Source organism: Brevibacterium sp. 'Marine' (assembly GCF_012844365.1).
Lineage (GTDB): Bacteria > Actinomycetota > Actinomycetes > Actinomycetales > Brevibacteriaceae > Brevibacterium.
This window is the reverse complement of sequence record NZ_CP051626.1, coordinates 3,280,243-3,299,829: the sequence shown is the minus strand read 5'-3', so window position 1 is coordinate 3,299,829 and position 19,587 is coordinate 3,280,243. Positions and strand designations below refer to the sequence as shown.

At 66.3% G+C, this 19,587-nt stretch carries 23 protein-coding genes; 14 read left to right on the top strand and 9 right to left on the bottom strand.

The genetic code is table 11. The annotated features are described in order from the left end of the window. Positions 1–99: 99 nt before the first annotated feature. From HF684_RS14810 to HF684_RS14755, 12 genes are all read left to right on the top strand, one after another. Positions 100–783 carry a hypothetical protein gene (locus tag HF684_RS14810; protein WP_169253086.1) on the top strand — a complete coding sequence of 228 codons (684 nt, stop codon included), beginning with the start codon at positions 100–102 and terminating at the stop codon, positions 781–783. Then, the gene (locus HF684_RS14805) at positions 776–1,882 is read left to right on the top strand and encodes an SRPBCC family protein (RefSeq protein ID WP_169253085.1); all 1,107 of its coding nucleotides are present in this window, start codon (positions 776–778) and stop codon (positions 1,880–1,882) included. The genes HF684_RS14810 and HF684_RS14805 overlap by 8 nt, the downstream gene beginning before the upstream one ends. Positions 1,883–1,913: 31 nt before the next feature. Beyond that, positions 1,914–2,348: a gas vesicle protein GvpJ gene (gene gvpJ / locus HF684_RS14800; RefSeq protein WP_169253084.1), complete on the top strand. Its 435-nt coding sequence runs from the start codon at positions 1,914–1,916 to the stop codon at positions 2,346–2,348. After that, positions 2,345–3,097, top strand: coding sequence for a GvpL/GvpF family gas vesicle protein (locus HF684_RS14795; protein WP_169253083.1), 753 nt, complete (start codon positions 2,345–2,347; stop codon positions 3,095–3,097). Before gvpJ ends, HF684_RS14795 begins: the two co-directional genes overlap by 4 nt. An 8-nt stretch (positions 3,098–3,105) precedes the next feature. Continuing rightward, positions 3,106–3,357, top strand: a complete 252-nt coding sequence (locus HF684_RS14790; RefSeq protein ID WP_039206887.1) for a gas vesicle protein GvpG — start codon at positions 3,106–3,108, stop codon at positions 3,355–3,357. Beyond that, complete coding sequence (locus HF684_RS14785) at positions 3,354–3,848, top strand: gas vesicle protein (protein WP_169253082.1); 495 nt, start codon at positions 3,354–3,356, stop codon at positions 3,846–3,848. Before HF684_RS14790 ends, HF684_RS14785 begins: the two co-directional genes overlap by 4 nt. Before the next feature lie 22 nt (positions 3,849–3,870). Beyond that, on the top strand, positions 3,871–4,344 hold the full coding sequence (locus tag HF684_RS18955) for a gas vesicle protein (RefSeq protein WP_169253081.1): 474 nt from the start codon (positions 3,871–3,873) through the stop codon (positions 4,342–4,344). 7 nt (positions 4,345–4,351) lie between these two features. Next, entirely contained in the window at positions 4,352–5,353 is a 1,002-nt protein-coding gene (locus HF684_RS14775; RefSeq protein WP_211168007.1) for a gas vesicle protein, read from the top strand. Then, positions 5,350–5,673 carry a gas vesicle protein K gene (locus tag HF684_RS14770; protein ID WP_167198780.1) on the top strand — a complete coding sequence of 108 codons (324 nt, stop codon included), beginning with the start codon at positions 5,350–5,352 and terminating at the stop codon, positions 5,671–5,673. Before HF684_RS14775 ends, HF684_RS14770 begins: the two co-directional genes overlap by 4 nt. Further along, entirely contained in the window at positions 5,670–6,518 is an 849-nt protein-coding gene (locus HF684_RS14765; protein WP_169253080.1) for a GvpL/GvpF family gas vesicle protein, read from the top strand. The genes HF684_RS14770 and HF684_RS14765 overlap by 4 nt, the downstream gene beginning before the upstream one ends. Beyond that, positions 6,515–8,161, top strand: a complete 1,647-nt coding sequence (locus tag HF684_RS14760) for an NAD-dependent epimerase/dehydratase family protein (protein WP_169253079.1) — start codon at positions 6,515–6,517, stop codon at positions 8,159–8,161. The genes HF684_RS14765 and HF684_RS14760 overlap by 4 nt, the downstream gene beginning before the upstream one ends. Before the next feature lie 446 nt (positions 8,162–8,607). Beyond that, positions 8,608–9,021 (top strand): CBS domain-containing protein, encoded by a 414-nt coding sequence (locus HF684_RS14755; protein ID WP_169253959.1) that lies wholly within the window; start codon positions 8,608–8,610, stop codon positions 9,019–9,021. A 9-nt stretch (positions 9,022–9,030) separates the two neighbouring features. On the opposite strand, the gene HF684_RS14750 is transcribed toward HF684_RS14755, so the two are convergent. From HF684_RS14750 to HF684_RS14735, 4 genes are all read right to left on the bottom strand, one after another. Beyond that, positions 9,031–9,351 (bottom strand): hypothetical protein, encoded by a 321-nt coding sequence (locus HF684_RS14750; RefSeq protein ID WP_169253078.1) that lies wholly within the window; start codon positions 9,349–9,351, stop codon positions 9,031–9,033. Positions 9,352–9,469: 118 nt separating this feature from the next. Continuing rightward, a complete protein-coding gene (locus tag HF684_RS14745; protein ID WP_248278967.1) occupies positions 9,470–10,249 on the bottom strand; it encodes a GAF and ANTAR domain-containing protein in 780 nt (259 codons plus the stop codon). 52 nt (positions 10,250–10,301) lie between these two features. Next, positions 10,302–10,688, bottom strand: a complete 387-nt coding sequence (locus HF684_RS14740) for a hypothetical protein (protein ID WP_169253077.1) — start codon at positions 10,686–10,688, stop codon at positions 10,302–10,304. Between the two features lie 184 nt (positions 10,689–10,872). Beyond that, positions 10,873–12,009: a hypothetical protein gene (locus tag HF684_RS14735; protein WP_169253076.1), complete on the bottom strand. Its 1,137-nt coding sequence runs from the start codon at positions 12,007–12,009 to the stop codon at positions 10,873–10,875. A 233-nt stretch (positions 12,010–12,242) separates the two neighbouring features. Here HF684_RS14735 and HF684_RS14730 point away from each other — a divergent pair, with 233 nt between their 5' ends. Together HF684_RS14730 and crtI are read left to right on the top strand one after the other, a co-directional pair. After that, complete coding sequence (locus tag HF684_RS14730) at positions 12,243–13,178, top strand: squalene/phytoene synthase family protein (RefSeq protein ID WP_169253075.1); 936 nt, start codon at positions 12,243–12,245, stop codon at positions 13,176–13,178. Further along, positions 13,175–14,815, top strand: a complete 1,641-nt coding sequence (gene crtI, locus HF684_RS14725) for a phytoene desaturase family protein (protein ID WP_169253074.1) — start codon at positions 13,175–13,177, stop codon at positions 14,813–14,815. The genes HF684_RS14730 and crtI overlap by 4 nt, the downstream gene beginning before the upstream one ends. A gap of 18 nt (positions 14,816–14,833) precedes the next feature. Here the strand turns inward: crtI and HF684_RS14720 are convergent, their stop codons facing one another. Genes HF684_RS14720 through HF684_RS14700 form a run of 5 tightly spaced genes read right to left on the bottom strand, consistent with a single transcriptional unit; the run spans position 14,834 to position 19,551 of the window. Further along, complete coding sequence (locus tag HF684_RS14720) at positions 14,834–16,504, bottom strand: FAD-dependent oxidoreductase (RefSeq protein ID WP_169253073.1); 1,671 nt, start codon at positions 16,502–16,504, stop codon at positions 14,834–14,836. After that, on the bottom strand, positions 16,501–16,839 hold the full coding sequence (locus HF684_RS14715; RefSeq protein WP_101555732.1) for a lycopene cyclase domain-containing protein: 339 nt from the start codon (positions 16,837–16,839) through the stop codon (positions 16,501–16,503). The genes HF684_RS14720 and HF684_RS14715 overlap by 4 nt, the downstream gene beginning before the upstream one ends. Continuing rightward, a complete protein-coding gene (locus HF684_RS14710; RefSeq protein WP_169253072.1) occupies positions 16,836–17,267 on the bottom strand; it encodes a lycopene cyclase domain-containing protein in 432 nt (143 codons plus the stop codon). The genes HF684_RS14715 and HF684_RS14710 overlap by 4 nt, the downstream gene beginning before the upstream one ends. Beyond that, the gene (locus HF684_RS14705; protein ID WP_248278966.1) at positions 17,264–18,514 is read right to left on the bottom strand and encodes a cytochrome P450; all 1,251 of its coding nucleotides are present in this window, start codon (positions 18,512–18,514) and stop codon (positions 17,264–17,266) included. Before HF684_RS14705 ends, HF684_RS14710 begins: the two co-directional genes overlap by 4 nt. After that, positions 18,511–19,551, bottom strand: coding sequence for a polyprenyl synthetase family protein (locus HF684_RS14700; protein ID WP_169253071.1), 1,041 nt, complete (start codon positions 19,549–19,551; stop codon positions 18,511–18,513). Before HF684_RS14700 ends, HF684_RS14705 begins: the two co-directional genes overlap by 4 nt. Positions 19,552–19,587 lie beyond the last annotated feature (36 nt).

The following is a 19,587-nucleotide window of genomic DNA, read 5'->3' as shown; positions in this document are numbered from 1 at the left end:
AAGAGCGCCAACCCATCCCATGGCAATCCCAGGCCTGGGCTCCTGGCATCCATTCTTCAATCTCGGTCCGCGCCCATCAGCGCGGAGACGGAGGCAATCATGAACAACAAGATGAAGATCACCGGTCTGATACTGGCGGGCTACATGCTCGGCAGAACCAAGAAACTCGGCCTGGCACTCACGGTCGCCTCGGCTGTCGCCGGAACCACTGCCGCGAAGAATCGCGATCAGCTTCTGGGCGGGCTCAAGGATTTCGCTGATTCTTCCCCCGAGCTCAAGAGTCTCCAGGAGAAGATCACCGGCCGTCTGGCCGAATCCGGCAAGAGTGCGGTCAAAGCCGTGGCCGCGAAGGGAGTCGACCAGCTCAGCGTCAAGCTTCAGGATCAGACCGAGAAGATGAAGTCGACCCTCGACGACGCCGCCGACTCGATCGACCCCAATGTCGATGACAGCGAGGGCGCGGACGACGAAGAGGACGCTCCCGAGACAGAGGACGAGAACGCTCCCGAGAACACCGAGGAGTCTGAAGCCGACGAGGCGGAGCCGACCGACGATGAGCAGGAGGCCGACGAAGAGACGCAGGTAGAGGAGGAGGCTCCGAAGAAGCCGGCAGCCAAGCGGTCCTCGACAGCGAAGCGCTCTGCGAAGGGCACGCGTTCGTCGAAGTCCTCGACAGCTTCGCGCGGTTCGCGCACGAAGTCGGGCTCCAGGCGCTCGACGACTGCGAAGAAGACATCGTCCTCCCGCTCCGCTGCCAAACCCGAGGAGGCCGAAGATGAGTGATGACTCGATCTTCAGCGGCCTCAAACAGCAGGCTGGAGACTTTGCCAAGACCGTCGGCCGCAAGGCGGTGAACTCCGTCGGCGACAGGGTCGAGAAGATCGCCGACCGCCTCGACGGTGTGGGCGATGCTCCGGCGCCCGCGGCCCAGGCCGGCGCAGAGGAGATCGCCGAGGGCAAGTCACCGGCGAAAGCGGCGTTGTCCGCGGCGACGACCGGTGTCAAGGAGAAGGTCAAGGGTCTGTTCGGCGGCGGCTCGAGCGGTTCGGGCGGCTCCGGTGATTTCAAGTTCTCCAACATCGTGGAGACCGCCGAGGTCGGTGTTCCGCTGAACGTGGCCTACAACGCGTTCACGACGTTCGAGGACTGGCCCGACTTCATGAAGAAGGTCGAGAACGTCGAACGCACCGACGACGTCACCCTCAGCATCAAAGGGCAGGCCGTCTGGTCGCATCGAACCTGGGAAGCCACGATCACCGAGCAGGTCCCCGACTCTCACATCGTCTGGGAATCGACCGGCGAGAAGGGGTATATCAGCGGCAGCATCTCCTTCCACGAGGTCGCGCCCAGGCTGACCCGGATCATTGCGGTGGGCGAGTACCACAAGCAGGGCTTCATGGAAGGTGTTGGTGCACTGTGGTTCACCGTTCCCCGCCGTTTCCGCCTCGAACTGAAGTTCTTCGTCCGCCATGTGATGAGGCAGATCATGGTCGACCCCGACAGCGTCGAAGGATGGCGCGGAGAGATCCGCGACGGAGAACTCGTCACCTCCCACGAGGACGGCCTCGAGCAGGATCAGGCCCAGCCCGAAGATAGCGAGGACGAGCCGACCGAGGACCAGGTCGCGGATGACGACTTCGGCGCGGATGAACCCGACGAATCCGAGGCGGAGGAGACCGAGGCCGAGCCCGCCGAGGGCGAAGCCGAAGAGGAGTACGAGGAGGAGCCGGTCGAGGAGTACGAGGACGAGGGACCGGCCGAGGCAGACGACGCGGAGCCCGCAGAGGACTTCGAGGAGGAGCCGGAGGGCGCTGAATCCGGGGAGCCCGTCGAAGACGAAGAATCTGAAGAACCCGCCGAAGACGATGAGGGACGCGGCTGAGCGCCCTCCGATTGGGAAGTAGGCAAGGACAATGAGCACGAGCACAGTTGAACGATCACGCGGAAGCTACGTCGACCGTCCGTCATCGAGTTCGCTCGCGGACGTCATCGAGATCATCCTCGACAAGGGCCTGGTCATCGATGCATACGTACGCGTCTCACTGGTGGGGATCGAGATTCTCACGATCGACGCGCGCATCGTCATCGCCAGCGTGGACACCTATCTGCGCTTCGCCGAGGCGACGAACCGCCTCGATCTGACCCAGCAGGGCGGACGCGATCTGCCGGAGATGATGGGCGGAATGATGGAGAACGGCTCCAAGGGCAAGACCCAGGGAGCTGTGGAAGGCATCAAAGATGCCCTCACCTCGGATGACTCCGATGACGACTCCGGCGAGAGTTCGAACCAGGAGAAATCGCGTCGCCGGACCAAACGCCCGGCGCGCAGCTCCGCGGAGTCCGAATGAGTGAAGAAGGCGCACCCTTGGCCGATCGGTATCTGTACGGGATCGTACGCGCCGGTGCCGAGCTGCCGAACGGGCCCGACGGAGTGCAGGGCAATGCCCTCGCTCTCGTCGAGTCCGGGGCAGTTGCGGCTGTGGTCACGGAACTCGCGGACAGTGGGATGCTGGGCACTCCCGAAGCTCTGCAGAACCACAGCGTCGTTCTCGACGAGCTGGCCGAGAAGCAACCGGTGCTGCCGCTTGCATTCGGAACTGTCGTCCCCGGAGGGGCCGATATCGCCGAGGAGATTCTCGCTCCGCAGGCTGAGGCCTTCGCCGAGGCGCTCGGACAGCTGTCCGGATGCACGCAGTTCACCCTGAGGATCACCTTCGATCGCGACGCGATACTGCGGGAGATCGTCAGCGGCAACCCCGAGGTCGCCGAGCTGAGAGAGAGGATCAGCGGCACGAGCGAAGACGAGACGAGGAACGAACGCATCCGGCTCGGAGAGATCGTCGTCACGACGATGGAGAGCTGGAGAAGGACCGAAGCTCCTCCGGTCCTCGAGCAGATCCGCTCCGCGACCGTTGAGACGGCGATGCGAGAAGTCGGCCAGGCCGAGGACGTCGCCGAGGTGGCGATGTTGGTCCGCAGGGACGCCCTCGACGAGTTCGACGCCGTCATCGAGGAGTTGGCGGAGGCGAACCAGGAGCGGATGAGATTCCGGCTGATCGGACCGCAGGCACCCTACGACTTCGTCCCCGAGGCATAGGCGACGTCATGGGACTCCTGTCAGCAGTCTTCGGTGCTCCCTTGGCACCGCTCAAGGGAACCGTATGGGTCGCCGAGCAGGTCAGAGGAGAAGCCGAGAAGCGCTATTTCGATCCCGGTGCCATCCGGCGCCAGCTGGAAGAGGTCGCCGGAGCACGCGAGCGCGGATCGATCAGTGATGACGAAGCCGATGCCCTCGAGCGTGAGCTCGTCGGACGACTGCTCGAGGGCCGTCGGCGCAGAACCGAGGAGGACCGATGAGCGAAGAGTCGAGAGCGAACGAAGGGGCGAAAGCAGAGGGCAGCTCTGCAGACGACGGAGGCACGACCACGAAGCGCGCCCGGAAACCGGCGGAGAAGGAGCGCACGACAGCCGGGACGTCCCGCCGGTCGTCCGCAGCGGCGTCGTCCTCACGCGAGAAGGCGACGTCCTCGTCAACTGAGAAGGCGAAGCCGTCCTCGCGCCCGGAGAGTCGGTCCCACAGTGCGACCGATCAGAGGATCTCTGCGGTCAGCGCGGTGAAGAAGGCGATCGAGCAGTTCAGCACCCTCACCGGCAGACCACCGGAGTCCGTGGTCGGCACGAGGTGGAAGGACGACCGGTGGTCCGTACGGCTGGAGGTCGTGGAATCCCGACGCATTCCCGACAGCGCGGATCTGCTGGCCGAGTACGAGATCGAGCTCGATGCGGACGGGGAGCTCATGGCCTATGACAGGAAGGATCGCTACGTTCGCGGCCGGCCGAGCGAGTGATCGAAAGGGCGATATGAGCATCATGAATCAGCCGAACGATGCGATGCAGCCGCAGCGCAGCCAGGAGGGCACGCTGCTGCACGTCGTGGAGACGCTGCTGGACAAAGGTCTGGTCCTCAACGCGGACATCATGGTCTCCGTGGCCGGTGTCGAGCTGCTGGGGATCCGGATCAGGGCCGCCCTGGCCTCCTTCGAGACCGCGGCCCGCTACGGTCTGGACTTCCCCGCGGGCACGGACCGGGAGACCGTCGCGTGGAAGGAAGCAGTCGAACAGAAGGACACCTGCCCCGAATGCGGAAAGCGCTCCGCACTCGCGCAGCTGATGAACGACTACTGCCCCTGGTGCGGCTGGCAGAGTGCGCGTTCGAAGCGGATCGAGGCCGGGGAACCGGCGCAGCTGAACTCCGCGGACGACGACATCTCCGCGGAGCAAGCCGCCGGCTCGTCCGCCGATGCGGGCACTCCCGCCGCCGGCTCATCCGCCGACGATCGCTGAGGCAACCATGTCCGCAGACGCGATCATGCAGCCCACACGCGACCCGCGGGCAACTCTGCCCGATCTCATCGAGGTGCTTCTCAACAAGGGTGTCCATCTCAACCTCGACCTCATCATCTCGGTCTCGGACATCCCGCTCATCGGAATCAATCTGCGTGCCACGATCGCGGGGATCGAGACGATGATCGAGTACGGGATGATGCAGCAGTGGGACCGCGACACCCGGGAGTGGGTCCAGAGAGCAGTCCGCACGCATCTGCCGTTGGCCTCCGACGAGGAGATCCTCGCCAAGATGGCCGGAGGGCACTATCAGGACAACTTCTATCGGACGTGGCGGCCCGGCAGCGCCTACCTCACCACTCAGCGTCTCATCATCCATCGACGTGACCCTGCAGAGACACTGTGGCAGACGCGCCTGGACGCGATCGCCTCGGTCTCCGCGCTGCGCGAGCCCTCCATCGGAGGTGCGGAGCGCACGCGCATCCTCGTCGGGCTCAACGACGGCAGCGAGGCGATCGTTTCGGCCCTCGAGCCCGATCGCCTCATCTCGCTGGTCCAGGCTCGGCTCGACCGGGCCGACGACGCCTCATCCTCGACCCCGGAGGCGACGACGGCGGGGGACCGGCCTCTGAGAGAGGGGCGGATGTGGTTTCTCGAGACCCTGTCGTCCGGGAGCGCGTGGCGCGGCGGGCAGGCGCAGCTATCGAACACGGAACTGACCTGGAGGTCGCCGATGGACGGCCGCGCCCGAGTGCGGATCTCCCGTGGACAGCTGAAGGCCTGTCGCCGGGAAGAGCACAGCAACCCCACCGACGACGGACAGACCCTCATCCTCGAGACCGGGGATTCGACCATCACGCTGGCCGCAGACGATGCCGGCGCATGGTCGAGAGCGCTCGACGACTGGCGAACAGGAGCACTTGATGACAGGGGCACCGTGCCGCTCGAGGAGCCCACGCGGCCTGACAGCAGCCGCGCCGAACGTGCGGAAGAAGGAGCAGAAACATGACGCTCAACGTCAACGAGGAGAGCCTCAAACACGGGGTTCTCACCCTCGTCGTCACCCTCGTCGAGGTGATTCAGGAAGCCCTCGAGACCCAAGCCGTGCGCCGGATGGAAGGCGGGGACCTCACAGAGGACGAACAGAACCGCCTCGGCGAGGCCCTTCTCGAACTCGATGAGGCGATGGACCAGATCAAGGACCAGCACGGGATCACCGGCTCCGTCGACGATCTGCACCGAGGTCTCGACGATGTCGTCGATGAAGTCGTCGACAAGCTCATCAATCCGGCAAGATGGGCCGAGGAGAACGGAAAGGGCGTCGAATGAACGCCGAAGGCGACATGCTCTACGTCTACGCCATCGTCGCCGGCGACGACTACGCTCCTGCCGTCACGGGCATCGACGGTAACGCGCTCCACATAGTCGGACGCGACAGGGGACCGAGGGCCGTGGTCCACCGCCACACCCGAGGTCCCTTCGACGGGCCGGACGATTCCGTGCGTCGGTGGGTGCTCGAACACAGCGAAGTCATCGATGATGCCTGGCAGAACTCACCGGCCCTCCTCCCGGTCTCCTTCAACGTCATCGTCCGCTCGGACCCGGAGACCGAGGCGACGGCGACCCAACAGCTCGAACATTGGCTCGACGACTCCGCGGAGACGTTGTCGGCACGACTCGAGGAGCTGCGCGACACCTCCGAGCTGCGCGTCGAACTGTCCCTGGACGCAGGCCTGCTCGACGAGGTCGACGCAGAGGTCGGCGAAATGAGGACGGAGATGGAGAGCCGTCCTGCAGGAGTGCGCCGACTGCTCGAGAAGCGAGTGGAGAAGACGGAGAAGGAGATCGTCGATCGAGCGGCCGACAGGATCTATCCGGAGATCAGGGCCAGGATCGCTGCCCACTGCCTCGACATCGAGGAACACCGCTCCACGAGCCGCGAAAGCGGATTGACACCGGTGATCATGGCCTCGTGCCTGGTGAGAAGCACAGAGATCGCGGCGCTGGGAGCCGAGCTCACCGCGCTCAGAAAAGCCCAGCCCGCTCTGTCCATCCGCTTCCTCGGCCCGTGGCCGCCGTATTCCTTCGCCGACGTCTCCATCAGCGAGGAGCGGAACCCGAGCAGTTCTGCATCAGACGAGCCGACGCCGAACCCGCAGGGGGAGACAACATGAGAGTCGCAGTCATCGGAGCCACCGGCAACGTCGGTACAGCGGTCCTCGAGGTGCTCGGGCGCGCGCCCGACATCACCTCGGTGCTGGGGATCTCCAGACGGATGCCCGACATCGAGGCCGAACCGTATTCCGGGTGCGAATGGAGAGCGATCGACATCGCCGCCGCGAGCAGCGAGGACACGGCCCACCGCGATCTCACAGAAGCGCTGACCGGTGCCGACGCCGTCATCCATCTGGCCTGGCTGATCCAGCCCAACAGCGACCGAGATCTGCTCCGACGCGTCAATGTCGACGGCACGGCCCGCGTGGCCGCAGCCGTCGCGGCGGCCGGCGTCCCGCATCTCGTCGTGGCGTCCTCGGTCGGCGCCTACTCTCCCGATGACAGCATGGACATGCACGATGAGGCGTGGCCGACCGAGGGGATCCGCTCCTCCCACTACAGCGTGGACAAAGCCGCCCAGGAACGCGTACTCGACGACTTCTGCGCCGACCACCCCGAGGTCGTGGTGACCCGGCTGCGCCCTGCACTCATCTTCGGTGCCCCTGCTGCCTCGGAGATACAGCGGTACTTCCTCAGCACCTGGATGCCCGTCCAGCTGCTGCGCGCGGGCCGGCTGCCGTTCCTGCCGCTGCCCGCGGGACTGCGCGGCGTCCAGGCAGTGCACTCGACCGATGTCGCCCGCGCCTATGTCGCCAGTGTCCTCCGACGCCGTTCGGGCGCCTTCAACATCTGCGCCGATGGTGTGCTCGAACCGAAGGATCTGGCCGAACTGCTCGACCACGGCAGACACGTCCCGGTGCCGAACGGCGCAGTGCGCGCGGCTCTGAGCATGGGCCACAGCAGCTCACTGGTCGCCGCCGATGCAGGATGGCTCGACATGGGACTGCACGTGCCGCTGATGGACAATGCGCGCGCACGGCGGGAACTCGACTGGGAGCCGGAGTACAGTGCCATGGACGCCGCGCGTGAACTGCTCAAAGGCATGGCCGACGGTGAGGGGGCCGCTTCCGTTCCGCTCCGTCCACGCGATGTCGAACATACGCGGCTGCGGGCAGCGGACGATACGAGCAGCGGGCACGAAGCACCGGGTGCGGACGAGGAGCACAGTGAGGTCGACATGGACCTCTTGGGGCTCTATCTCAGCGATCATCTCACCGGGGCCACCGCCGGAGCGGAGAGGATCGAACGGATGGCGGCCGACTTCGTCGACACTCCCGTCTTCGCGGCTCTGTCCGAGCTCGCCGCGGAGATCCGCGGAGAGCATCTGTACGTCCAGCACCTCATCGGCGAGCTCGGTCTCCGGCGCCGTCCCATCGCCGAAGCGGTGTCGTGGGTCGGCGAACGGGTCGGCAGGCTCAAGGCCAATGGTTCGCTGCTCAAGCGCTCGCCCATGACCCTTGTGCTCGAAGCCGAGCTGATGCGCAGCGCGGTCATCGGCAAACTGGGGATGTGGCAGACGCTCGACGACAACGCCGAGGGACTCGGCCTGGATGCCGAACAGTTCCGTGAGTTCGCGCAGAAGGCAGAACACCAACGCGAAGTGCTCGACACAGTGCACAGCTATGCTCGGAGCCGAGCGTTCCGCCGGGGTCTGGCTGTCTACGATCAGGCCTCGGGAGTCAGCCCTGTGCGGGGCGACTGAGACCCCCGCTCATCCGTCCCCGGCGGAGGTTCTGCCGACGGGGGTGGAGCGGGGACACGGAAGCCGACTGCCCGATGGGAGCCGTCGCACAACGGAGGTATGGCAGTTCGTCGATCGCACCTGTCTGTGTCATCCGCTGGTTCCTCATCGTCGGTGGTGGCTGAACTGACAGCGTGACAAAGTGCAGCGCCGGTGTCAGCGGCCGTACGAGACTCACACTTCATCGCCGCTGAGGATATGCGCAGCCGCGCAACGAGAACTTCGCCTCCGTCAGCGGTCCGGAACGGCAGCGGTGTCTGAGGCACCCGTCCGGGGCAGCCGCCCCCTGGACACCCCTCGGGAGCACTCAGCATGATGAGTGTCCCGCACCCGGAGAGTCGGTCAGCCGCCCGTTCCCGCTGCGGGAGAGCAACCGACACGCACACTGACACGAGGAGACGATGACGATGACGACAGCACGTGAGCTGATGAGTCCGGGCGCGAGGTGCGTCGGCGAGAACGAGACACTCGAAAAGGCTGCGCAGCACATGCGCGAGGACGGTTTCGGATCCCTTCCGATCTGCGGAGAGGACCACCGACTCAAAGGGATGATCACGGATCGTGACATCGTCGTGAAGTGCATCGCCGAGGGCGGAGATCCGAAGACGGCGATAGTCGGGGACCTCGCCCAGGGCAAGCCGGTGACCATCGGTGCCGATGACAACGTCGGCGAGGCTCTGCAGACGATGAAGGACCACCAGGTCCGCCGACTTCCCGTCATCGACGGGCACGAACTCGTGGGCATGCTCGCTCAGGCCGATGTGGCTCGCAGCGAATGGGACACCCGCATCGGCGACCTTGTGGAGAAGATGTCCGAGTGAGATCGGTGGCTAGTCGAGTGCGCCCTCATGCTTATGCCCGACGCTCTTGGGCAGAGTCTGCATCTGGGCACCGATCTTCGGGTCGCTGTCGATGTACTTGCGCGCGATCGGGCAGGAGACGGTGATGGGGATCCGGCGGTTGAGTGAATCGTCGAGCGCCAAGCGCAGAAGTTCGCGGCAATGCCGTTCCGAATCGAGGGGCTCAATGGCCTCGCAGTAGACGAACATGATCTCGTCCGGTGTGATCGTGTAGTGAAGCGAGGCGACGAGCTGTCCGGGAAGGTAGAGATCGAATTTGGAAGCGTCGCTGTTGTTGAGCAGAGTGTACACAGTGGTCCCCTTGAGTTCAGGAAGGAGGCCATCTGCTTGACCGACTTTCAGCGTAGCCCAGAGCCGCACCGGACAACAAGTAGCAGGTCGAAGAGAATGAAAAACCGGGCGTGCCCGATCAGTCGGTCACCATGCCCGGCAGCGCACCGGTGCGGACGAACTCCTCGGCGACCTCACGCAGCTTCGTGTTCGTCTTCGAGCTCACCTTCGTGAGCAGCAGGAACGCCTCGTGCTCACTGATCTTGTGCCGTTCCATGAGGATCCCCTTGGCCTGGCCGATGAGATCTCGCGAGGCCACTGCCTCGTAGAGCTGACCCTGCTTCTGCGCGTTGGCCAGAGCCAGAGAGGCATGGGCAGCCACCCCGCTTCCGATGTCCTCCGACTCCTGGTCGAAGGCGCGGGGCGTCTTCGAGTACAGGTTGAGGGCGCCGAGGCTGTCGGTCTCGACGAAGAGCTGAAAGGCGAGCATGCTCCTCACCCCCTCCGCGACCGCGCTGGAGGCGAACCGGGGCCAGGGAGTGGGATCGGTGAGATCGGGGGCCCGGACGATGCGATGCTCGCGGATGGAGTCGAAGCACGGTCCTTCGTGCAGCTCCGACTGCAGAGCGTCCAGTCGCTCGGGGACCATGTCTGAGGGAGCTCGGGACCGAATGATGTCATCGCGGCTGACGATCGAGAGCGACGCGTAATCGACCCCCGGGATGATTCGCAGCGCTTCGTCCACCATCACCTTGAGGACGAGGTCATCGGGTTCGAGCACGAGGGAGCGTGCCCACTCGCCGATCTGCGCCGTCAGTCGATGCCGTTCGGCCTCGGGATCGGTCGGCGCGGGAACTGCAGCCGCATCGCTGGGTATTCCAACGTGGTCGTCGGCCGGTTCTGTCGAGGTCTCATTCATCAGAGATGCCACTCCAATCGTGTCTCAGGTGTCGACCCTCGGATCGCTGACTTCAGTATTCGTCCGCGCCGGGATCGTCGTCAATGGGCTCTGACAGCGGTTTCTCGTCGTGACCCTCCCGCGACTGATGGTCATCGCTCTGGACGTGTGAATCGCCGCTGTACGGCGCTCGCGGCGGATCCGACTGAGCATCGATGAGTTCGTTGACGGCCTGTGCGAGGATGTCGCGCTGCAGACTCGAGATCGCGTACGAAGAATTGATGTACGCTTCGAGTTCGTATTCGCCCACGCTGCCGCCGATGCTGAAGTAGTGCAGCCAGATGTCATTGACGGACATTCGCCGGTCGTTGACAGCCTCGGCCAGCTGACACCTGAGCTGTTCGTCGGGACCGCTCTCCGGCTCGCCGAAGGATGGGGTATCAGGAGGCGGTCCCGTCATCGGTCTCTGCTCTCTCCTCCACGCGACGAGGCGGTGACCTCCTCTGCGTCGGAGGGCAGGTTCTGACTGCTCGCACGAGTCATGCCGATGAGCCGTGCCGACAGAGCCGTTGACCGGACGAGCGGAACGCTGAGCACCGAACGGTTCGGCGGAAGGGCGATCGCAATTGCCCGGCCATCGCTCATCATCGCAGAGTCGACTTCAGCTCGTCGATCCGTCCAGTGAGACCGGCGATGTCGAGGCCCTGACTCTCCTCACGCAGTTCCCGAGACTGTTCGGGACAGAGGATGCCGGATGCGATGAGTCGGGAGATCGGTGTGTCCGGTCGATCGTATTCGCGTCGCCGCTCTCCGGCGGGAGTGAGACGCCAGCCCACCGGGTTCTTCACGGGCATGAAGTAGTTGAGGCGGTCGGCCAGGGCCGACCACAGCTCGTTGACTCTCGCGATCGCGGCATCGATGTCGTGCGGCGTACCGAGCGGAAGGTCAAGGCCGCTGAACGTTCGATCGGGCACACGAGATCCCTGCCGGAGATCGCTCGTGCAGTGGTATTCGATGAGGTTGTCCCCCGCCCACGTCTCGATGGCCCTGTCTGCGGCCGTTGACGGCAACAGGACTCCGGTGACGATGAAAGGCACTGCACGGACCATCTGCGCGAGCATGTCGACGATCTGCGTGCCGGGGGCGAAGGTCCTCGTGTGCACCCAACCGATCTCGACGTCGGTGAATGTCACTGTGGTGCAGTCTCTGCCTGTCGGGGTCGTGATCGTCAGCAGTTCGACGAGGAAGTAGCCGGGTTCGGGCTCGAGGAGCGAACGCATGTGCTGCCGGGGGAGCGAAGCACGCATCCCCGCCCCGGTGCCGGTCAGCCACGAGATTTCGTGGTCGTCTGCCTTGGCTCCGCGCAGGTACCGATCGATCGTCGCCGCGGAGATATCGAGCAGTTCCCTTCGCACCGAGGGCGAATAGCCGTGTCGTCCCTCACGGAGGTGGCCGTGTCTCTCCAAGGAGTCGAGGCAGTCGGACATCGCCGCCTCGAGGTACTTGCCGCAGGGGCGGCCGGACGACTTCCACACCAGTTCGAGAGCCCGCTGGGCGCGGGGGGAGAACTTCTTCGGTTTGAGGCGGCGGCGATCGACGACGGCGTCGAGGGAAACCCCGGCCCTGATCTGGTGGAACTGGCTGCGCAGCTGGTGGCGCGCGTGATCGCGAGTCCAACCAGTGGCCTCAGTGACCGTATCGAGGATCGTGCCCTTGTCCTTGCGTGACGATGCCTCGTAGGAGCGCGCATAGGTGCGGGCCAGTTGGATGGGCGAAGTCATGATGTCATCCTCCGGATCGGATCGAGGAGCCGCCAGGGACTCCCGTGCTGCCAGTGACGCTATTGAGGGCGGGGTGCGTGCGGAAGGGTCTTTACAGATCTGCAGGACTCGTCTAGAGGACTCGAGTGACCTCCGGGATCCTCAACCCCACGCACCGCAGCGGCCAAGCAGGGGTGTCTCGGCCCACGGCGGAGATTCGCTCCTCAGGCCTTTCTTTAGCTAAGCTAACGAACATGACGTCGCGAAGTCGCACCACCACCGATGACCTCTACACGCGCACCGCCGAGGATGCGACGAGGGCCGTGATCGCGAGCTATTCGACCTCTTTCGGACTCGCGGTCAGACTGCTCGGGGCCAGGAACCGACACCATATCCGCAACATCTACGCTCTGGTCCGCATCGCCGATGAGATCGTCGACGGTCTGGCCGCCGAGGCGGGCCTGGCCGAGCCTGAACAGCAGGAGATGCTGGGCGGGTTCGTTGCCGCCACCCACGCGGCGCTGAGCAGCGGAGTCAGCGACAACCTCGTCATCCACGCCTTTGCGCGGACCGCCCGCGCAGCCGACATCGGCGCCGAGCTCATCGACCCCTTCTTCGCCTCGATGCGAGCAGATCTCGATCGCGCGGACACCGCCTCCGATCTCGGGACCGAGGAGGGGCAGACGTCGCCGGTCCGCGGCTTCGATGCGAAAGAACATGCCGAGTACGTCTTCGGGTCCGCCGAGGTCGTCGGACTCATGTGCCTCAAGGTCTTCCTCATCGATCTCGACCGCACCCCCGCTGAGGTCGCGCGGCTCGAATACGGTGCTCGGCAGCTGGGAGCAGCGTTCCAGAACGTCAACTTCCTGCGCGACCTGGCCGACGACGATCAGCGCCTCGGCCGCAGCTACCTCACCCCGGGACACCGGCTCACCGAGGCCGAGAAAGCCGAGTGGGTGAACACGATCCGGCAGCAGCTCGCCGCCGCCCAGGATGCCATCACCGGACTGCCGAAGGACGCACGCACCGCGGTCCGCTGCGCCTGTGCGCTCTTCACCGCACTGACCGACAGGATCGCCACGACCCCCGTCGCCGAGCTCTACCGGCAGCGGGTGCGGGTTCCGAACGCCGTCAAGGCTCGACTGACAGCTCACGCACTCATGACCGCAGCCCGCGAGGGGCGGAAGTGAACAGGCGGTTCGGCTCTGCTGCCGGCAGCAGCCCGCGCACCGGTGTCATCGGCGGGGGAGCCGCCGGGCTGGCCACGGCGATCCTCCTCGCCCGCGAAGGGCACTCGGTCGACCTGTTCGAGAAGAACCCCCGCCTCGGCGGGCGCATCGGCGTGTTCGAGCGTGAGGGCTTCCGATTCGACACTGGGCCCTCCTGGTATCTCATGCCCGAGGTCTTCGAACACTTCTTCGCTCTCGTCGGCACCAGCGCCGACGCCGAACTCGACCTGCGCACGCTCGATCCCGGCTACACCGTGTTCAGCCCACCGGGTCCGGCCGATGCGATCTCGGGCGCCCCTGGGCACACTCGAGCACTCACGATCCCGCACGGCAGGTCCCGAGTCCTGGAGACCTTCGAGAACGTCGAACGCGGCACGAGAGACGCCCTCGACGACTACCTCGACTCGGCCGAGCACACGAAGGAACTCGCGCTCGCCCACTTCCTCTACAACCCCTTCACCTCACCACGCTCCCTGCTCCATCGGGACATCCTCGGCGCGCTCCCGAAACTCGTCCGGCAGCTGGGAACGTCGCTGACCGACTTCGCCGAAGCCTCGTTCCACGATCCGGTGCTGCGCCAGATCCTCCAGTACCCCGCGATCTTCCTCGGCACCGATCCGCGACGGGCACCGGCGATCTACCACCTCATGAGCACCCTCGACCTCGACCAAGGTGTCAGTTACCCGATGGGCGGGTTCCATACGATCATCGACGCCCTCATCCGGTTGGCCGACCGGTCCGGGGTGCGCCTGCACACCGGCACAGCCGTCACGCACATCGACACCGAGGCAGCACCTGGCCGCGGCCGAACCGGACGCCGGGTCACCGGCCTGCGCTGGACCGACGAGGCTGGACACGCACACAGGCATTCCGCCGATGTCGTCGTCTCCGCCGCCGACCTCCACCACACGGAGACGCAGCTGCTCGACCCCGTGGACCAGAGCTTCCCGGAACCCTCGTGGACATCGGTGACGAGCGGTCCCGGCGCGGTGCTCGTCTTCCTCGGCATCGAGGGCGAGCTCGAGGCGCTGCCGCATCATTCGCTGTTCTTCACCGAGGACTGGGAGGCGAACTTCGACGCGATCTTCGGGTCGACGCAGAAGATCGCCTCACCGGCATCGGTCTATGCCTGCCGACCCAGTGCCACCGACCCCACCGTCGCGCCGCCCGGGCACGAGAACCTCTTCCTCCTCATCCCCGTCCCCGCCGATGCGGGGCTCGGAGCCGGGGGCGACGACGGCGGCGGGGACCCGCGGATCGAGGCGGCCGCCGACCGTGCGATCGACCAGATCGCCCGGTGGGCCGACATCCCCGACCTGCGCCGGCGGATCAGAGTGCGCAGAACCCAGGGCCCGACGGACTTCGCCGAAGGATTCAACTCCTGGCTCGGCGGGATGCTCGGACCTGCGCACACACTGCGACAGAGCGCGATGTTCCGACGACAGAACTCTTCGAAGGCAGTCGACGGGCTGTTCTACGCCGGTGCCACGACGGCGCCCGGGGTCGGCGTGCCGATGTGCCTCATCAGCGCCGAGCTCGTCCTCAAACGCCTCCGCAGAGACTTCGGCCCGGGACCGCTGCCGATCCCCGCACAGTGAGGGGCTTCGGGCCGGCAGTCAGCGCCCGGTGCCTGCTCCTCGCCTGAGTCTCGTTGCCCCACTCCTGCGCAGTGCGCCGAGGAGCCCCCGACGGAGCAGACCGCGCCGAGGCGGCGACCAGATCTCGGTTCCCTCCACCCGCCAACCGGCGAGCAGTTCGTTCGCGGCCATGAACCCCGTCGTCGCCGCCCGTTCCATGAGCGCCACGGGCGCCTCGCAGGCGACGGCGTCACCGGCGAGCACGAGTCCGGGAAACGCGGTGGCCACGCCGGGGCGGTCGTTGTACGCCCGCGTGTCGGCCAGCGCGCAGTCGTCGGCGATGAGCAGCTCCTGGGCGATGATGGGACTGTCGGCCGTCTCGGGGTAGACCTCGTGGAGGTCGGCCAGCAGTTGGCGTGTCACGGCTTTCCGGTCGATGTCTTCGGACTCGAACATCGCTCGCGCGCTGCCCCGATGCGCGGTGCCGAGCGCATAGGCGTGGAGTTCGACGACGGAGCCGCCGTGTGCGCGCCGCCATCTCTCGGCCCCGGCCTCGAAGCGTTCGAGGACCGAGATGTTGTCGAGCAGAGCGTAGCCGGTCGTGCCGAGGAAGGCCGGGCGGCTCGGATTAACTTCGTCTTCCAGCCACAGTCTGAGCACCGCGAACGGGGGCGCGTTCCGCTGCGAGGTGACACTGCTCAGCCACCGCTTGCGAGTACCCGTGCCCGCGGCCGGTGAGCCGGCGGCTGTCGCGGGTCCGAGCGTGTCGGTGTCGATCGAATCCTCGAGTCCGGCCAGCAGCGTCCGCGTGCTCCGCGGATCGGCGGCGAGCACGAGTGCATCGCTCTCGAGCGTCCCGCTCGTCGTCTCGACGCGCCACCCGTCCGTGCGATCCGGAGGACGGAGCGCGGTGACCGCGGTGTCGGTCTCGATCTTCACCCCCGCCTCGGCGAGGTATTTGCTCAGGGGCGACCACAGCGCGGTGTCGTAGTCGTCGTCGGGGACGTCGAAGAGCAGCCCTTCGGCCGAACCCGTGAAGTACGTGTGGAACATCGCGACGAGCTCCCCGGCGGAGAAGTCCGCAGGGTGGGCGAAGAAGGAGCGGGCGAAGACCTCGAGTGCGAGATGCCGCGCCCCGACCGGGAACCGCAGCCGGTCGAGGAACTGCTCGGCCGACTCTCCGTCGTAGCGGCGATAGGAGTCCGGGAAGTCGACGTCGATGAGTTCGAACGCCGTCGCCAGGTCGACGTCGGCCAGACCACGCAGCGGGAAGGACGGGCTGGTGAGCACGAATCCCGCGAGGCTGAGCGGGGGAGTCCGCGGAATCCGGGCGAAGGAGTCGCGCAGACCGTCCCGGCCCACGAGCGGATAGTCCGTGACCGGGACCAGACGGTCCAGGCCGGGATCGGCGCGTGCGAGCAGGCTGCGGAGGTTGTAGTACTGGCGGAAGAAGGCGTGGAATCCGCGGCTCATCGTCCGCTCCCCGTCGAGACTCCAGGCCCGGACCCGTCCGCCGAGGCTGGACTCGGCCTCGACCAGGTGCACGTCGGCCCCGTGCTCGGCGAGGACCGCGGCGGTGGCCAGCCCGGCGATGCCGCCGCCGACGACGGTCACCCGCTTGGGCCGGACCAGACGCGGACGGCCCGGGTGGGAGGGGGTGAGGATCGCGTGCCGGTCACGGGGGCGCGATTGCGCGGTTCGACGGTTCATGTGCTCTCCCCTCCAGAAGCCACAGCATGCCTGTTCAGTCGCCACTGCCAGAGCATGAGGACGGCAGTGATCATGGCGAAGCCGAAGCCGAAGTCCTCGATCGGGATGTCCCACGGGAACCGGATGCCGCTGAGCCCCTGCGGGTTGTAGATGACGATGGGGTCAGACAGCTTCGTCAGCCAGCCGTCGACGAAGCACTGGAAGACCAGGCAGATGCTCAGCGCCGCCCAGTACTTCGCCCGGCCGAAGATGCCTGAGCGGAAGACGAACAGCTCGAGGCCGACGACGAGGATCATCCCGATGACGGTCATGATCGTGTACTCGGGCACGCTCATCGTTCGCCGCCTCCTTCGGATTCGGGCCGCCGGTCAGTGCGCTCGTGTGGCCGGGACTGGCTTGCGGGCCGAGGCGAACTGTCTGTGCGCGGCAGGCTTCCCCGCCTGACGCGCCTGCGCACAGCGGTGAGCACGGTGCCGACCGCCTCATAGCTGAGCAGGGCGCACAGGGGGATGACGATGAAGAACACGAGCTCCTCGAGCGGCAGGTTGCCGAGGTGGATGCCGGTGACGAATCGCGGGTTGTAGACCCAATGGTCACGGGCGATGGCGACGACATCCCAGAGGCAGAAGATGACGATGACGGGCACGAGCGCCCACAGCACGGTTCTCCACCGGCGGTACACCCGCGCCCGGAAGAACAGCTCGAGGGGCAGGGTGATGAGGACGCAGGCACCCATGAGGAGCAGATACTCGAAGGCGCTCACGACTGTCTCCTCCCCGGGCCGGAGCCCTCGTCGAAGGCCAATTGGAGTCCACGCAGCCGGTAGCCCGAGATGACGCTGTCCCAACCGATCTCCGGTTCGGCGGTCAGGCGCGGGCCGCGGTCGAGGAGGCGGTGGACGAGTGCATCGGTCTCGAACAGCGCCAGCGATTGCCCCGGGCACTTGTGTGCCCCGTCGCTGAAGCTCATGCCGACGGCGGGGACGGCTTCGGCGGTGTGCCGCACGGGGCACAGAGACTGAGGGTCGGACCCCACCGCCTCTTCATCGGTGTTCGTCGCGCGGACGCAGACGTCGATGAGGTCCCCGGCGGGGATCGTCACAGTGCGATCCGGTGCCGTGACGTCGATGTCGGCCTGCGCACGTCGGTAGAGGTGGCCGACGACCGGTTCGAGACGGATGATCTCTTCGAGGATCTCCAGCCGCCGCGGCCGGTCGGCCGCGAGGTACTCTGCTGCGAGCTCGCCGTCTGAGAGCAGATGCCAGCACGCCATGGTGATGAATTCGCGGGTGGTGACCATCCCGGCCGTGCCGTAGGTGACGCACTCGACGAGGATGTCCGACGTGCTGTGTCCGGCCCCGATGAGATGGGACAGGACGTCATCGCGCTGCCTGCGGCGCCGAGCGCGAAGGGCCGGACGGACGTCGGCGAGGTAGAACCGAGCGATCGGGATGAGGCCGTTGACCGCAGCCTGCAGCCATTGCCTCCGGGTCCGACCCCAACCGGGGGCGGCGAGGTCGACCGGCGGCTGGGTGAAGAATCCCTCGAGCCGCCGCGACATGCCCGCGATGGAGGATTCGGTCAGTCCCACGACTTCGGAGGTCACGGCGACGGAGAAGTGCAGAGCCACCTCGTCGAGGCGGCACCGGCCGGCCGCGGCAACCCGGTCGACCGTGTCCTGGGCGAGAGCATCGATGCGCTGGCCGTACCTGTCGGCGACGACGGCGGGGGCGAAGAAGCGGGCGAGCTCTCGGCGCTGTGAGTCATGGGACTGCCCGTCGGAGATGAGGATCGGGTGGCGGCGGAAGACGCCGCGGGGGATCCGCTCCGCAGTGAATCCGGCCTGAGTGGTGAGGTGTCGGGCCCGCAGCACCTGGCGGGCGGCGTCGAAGGAGCGAATGCGCCAGAGGTCGGGACCGTGTTCGAGGGGCACCTGCTCGACCGGGGGACCGGCCGGCTCGTCGAAGGGCATCGCCCGTCGGCTCGGACGGTGCCGATCGGCCCCGCTCATGCGCACCTCAGACTGCTGGCGGAGGTGAGGTCGGCGAGTCTGCTCGTGAGCGCCTGCGGCAGTTCCGCCTCGGCGATGAGCCCGGCGATGGTTTCGCAGTGCTCGGCGATCATCGATTCGACGAACGCCCTCGCCCCGGACTCCTCGATGACCTGCCGCAGCCGGAGGCCGCCCTGGGCGTCAAGTGCCCGGTCGCCGAAGAGATGGGCGACCTCGGACCAGGCTGGATGGGCCCTGGCCGTGTTGACGAGCAGAGTCTCCTTGCCTTCGCGGAGGTCGCTGAGCACGGATTTGCCGGTCTCCTGCTCATCGCCGAAGAGTCCGAGGACATCGTCTCTGAGCTGGTAGACGGTGCCGATTCGGCGGCCGATGGCGCGCAGCCGCTCAACCAGGCAGTCGTTGCTTCCGGCGAGGACCGCGGCGATGGACAGCGGGGCTTCGAATGAGTAGGCGGCGGTCTTGCGTCCGATCATCGTGAGCACGTCACCGGAGTCGGCCTCGTCGAGGTGGAGGCTCAGCCACACATCGGACTGCTCTCCGGCGACGCTCTCAGCGATCGTCTCATCGTAGATGTCGAGCACGGCGCGTCGGCGGCGGGTGTCGAGGTCGAGGCGCGCCAGGAGGGACTGGGCTTCGCTGAGCATGAGGTCACCGGCGAGCAGGGACGAGGCGATCCCCCACGTCTGCGCCGCGGCGCTCGTGGCTCCGAGGAGCATGGCCTCGGAGGAGAACTGTCCGGTGATGTTCATCTCTCCTCGGCGCACGGTGTCGTTGTCGATGACATCATCGTGGATGATCAGGCCGATGTGGAGCAGCTGCATCGCGCCGGCGGCGTCGATCGCGGCCTGCGCTGCCGTGCCTCCCAGGCCCTCGTGGGCATCGATGAGCAGGCGGGGCCTGATCAACTTTCCGCCCAACGCCATCCTCGACAGCGCTGCCCAGAGCTGCTCGTACTGCTGAGTTCGGACTCGAGAGCGTCGCCGAGCAGCGGCGAGGACTTCGACGAGGCGGGATTCGACGGTCAGGACGCTCTCCAATTTCTTTAGCCAGGCGAGAGTTCAATCTAACACGTC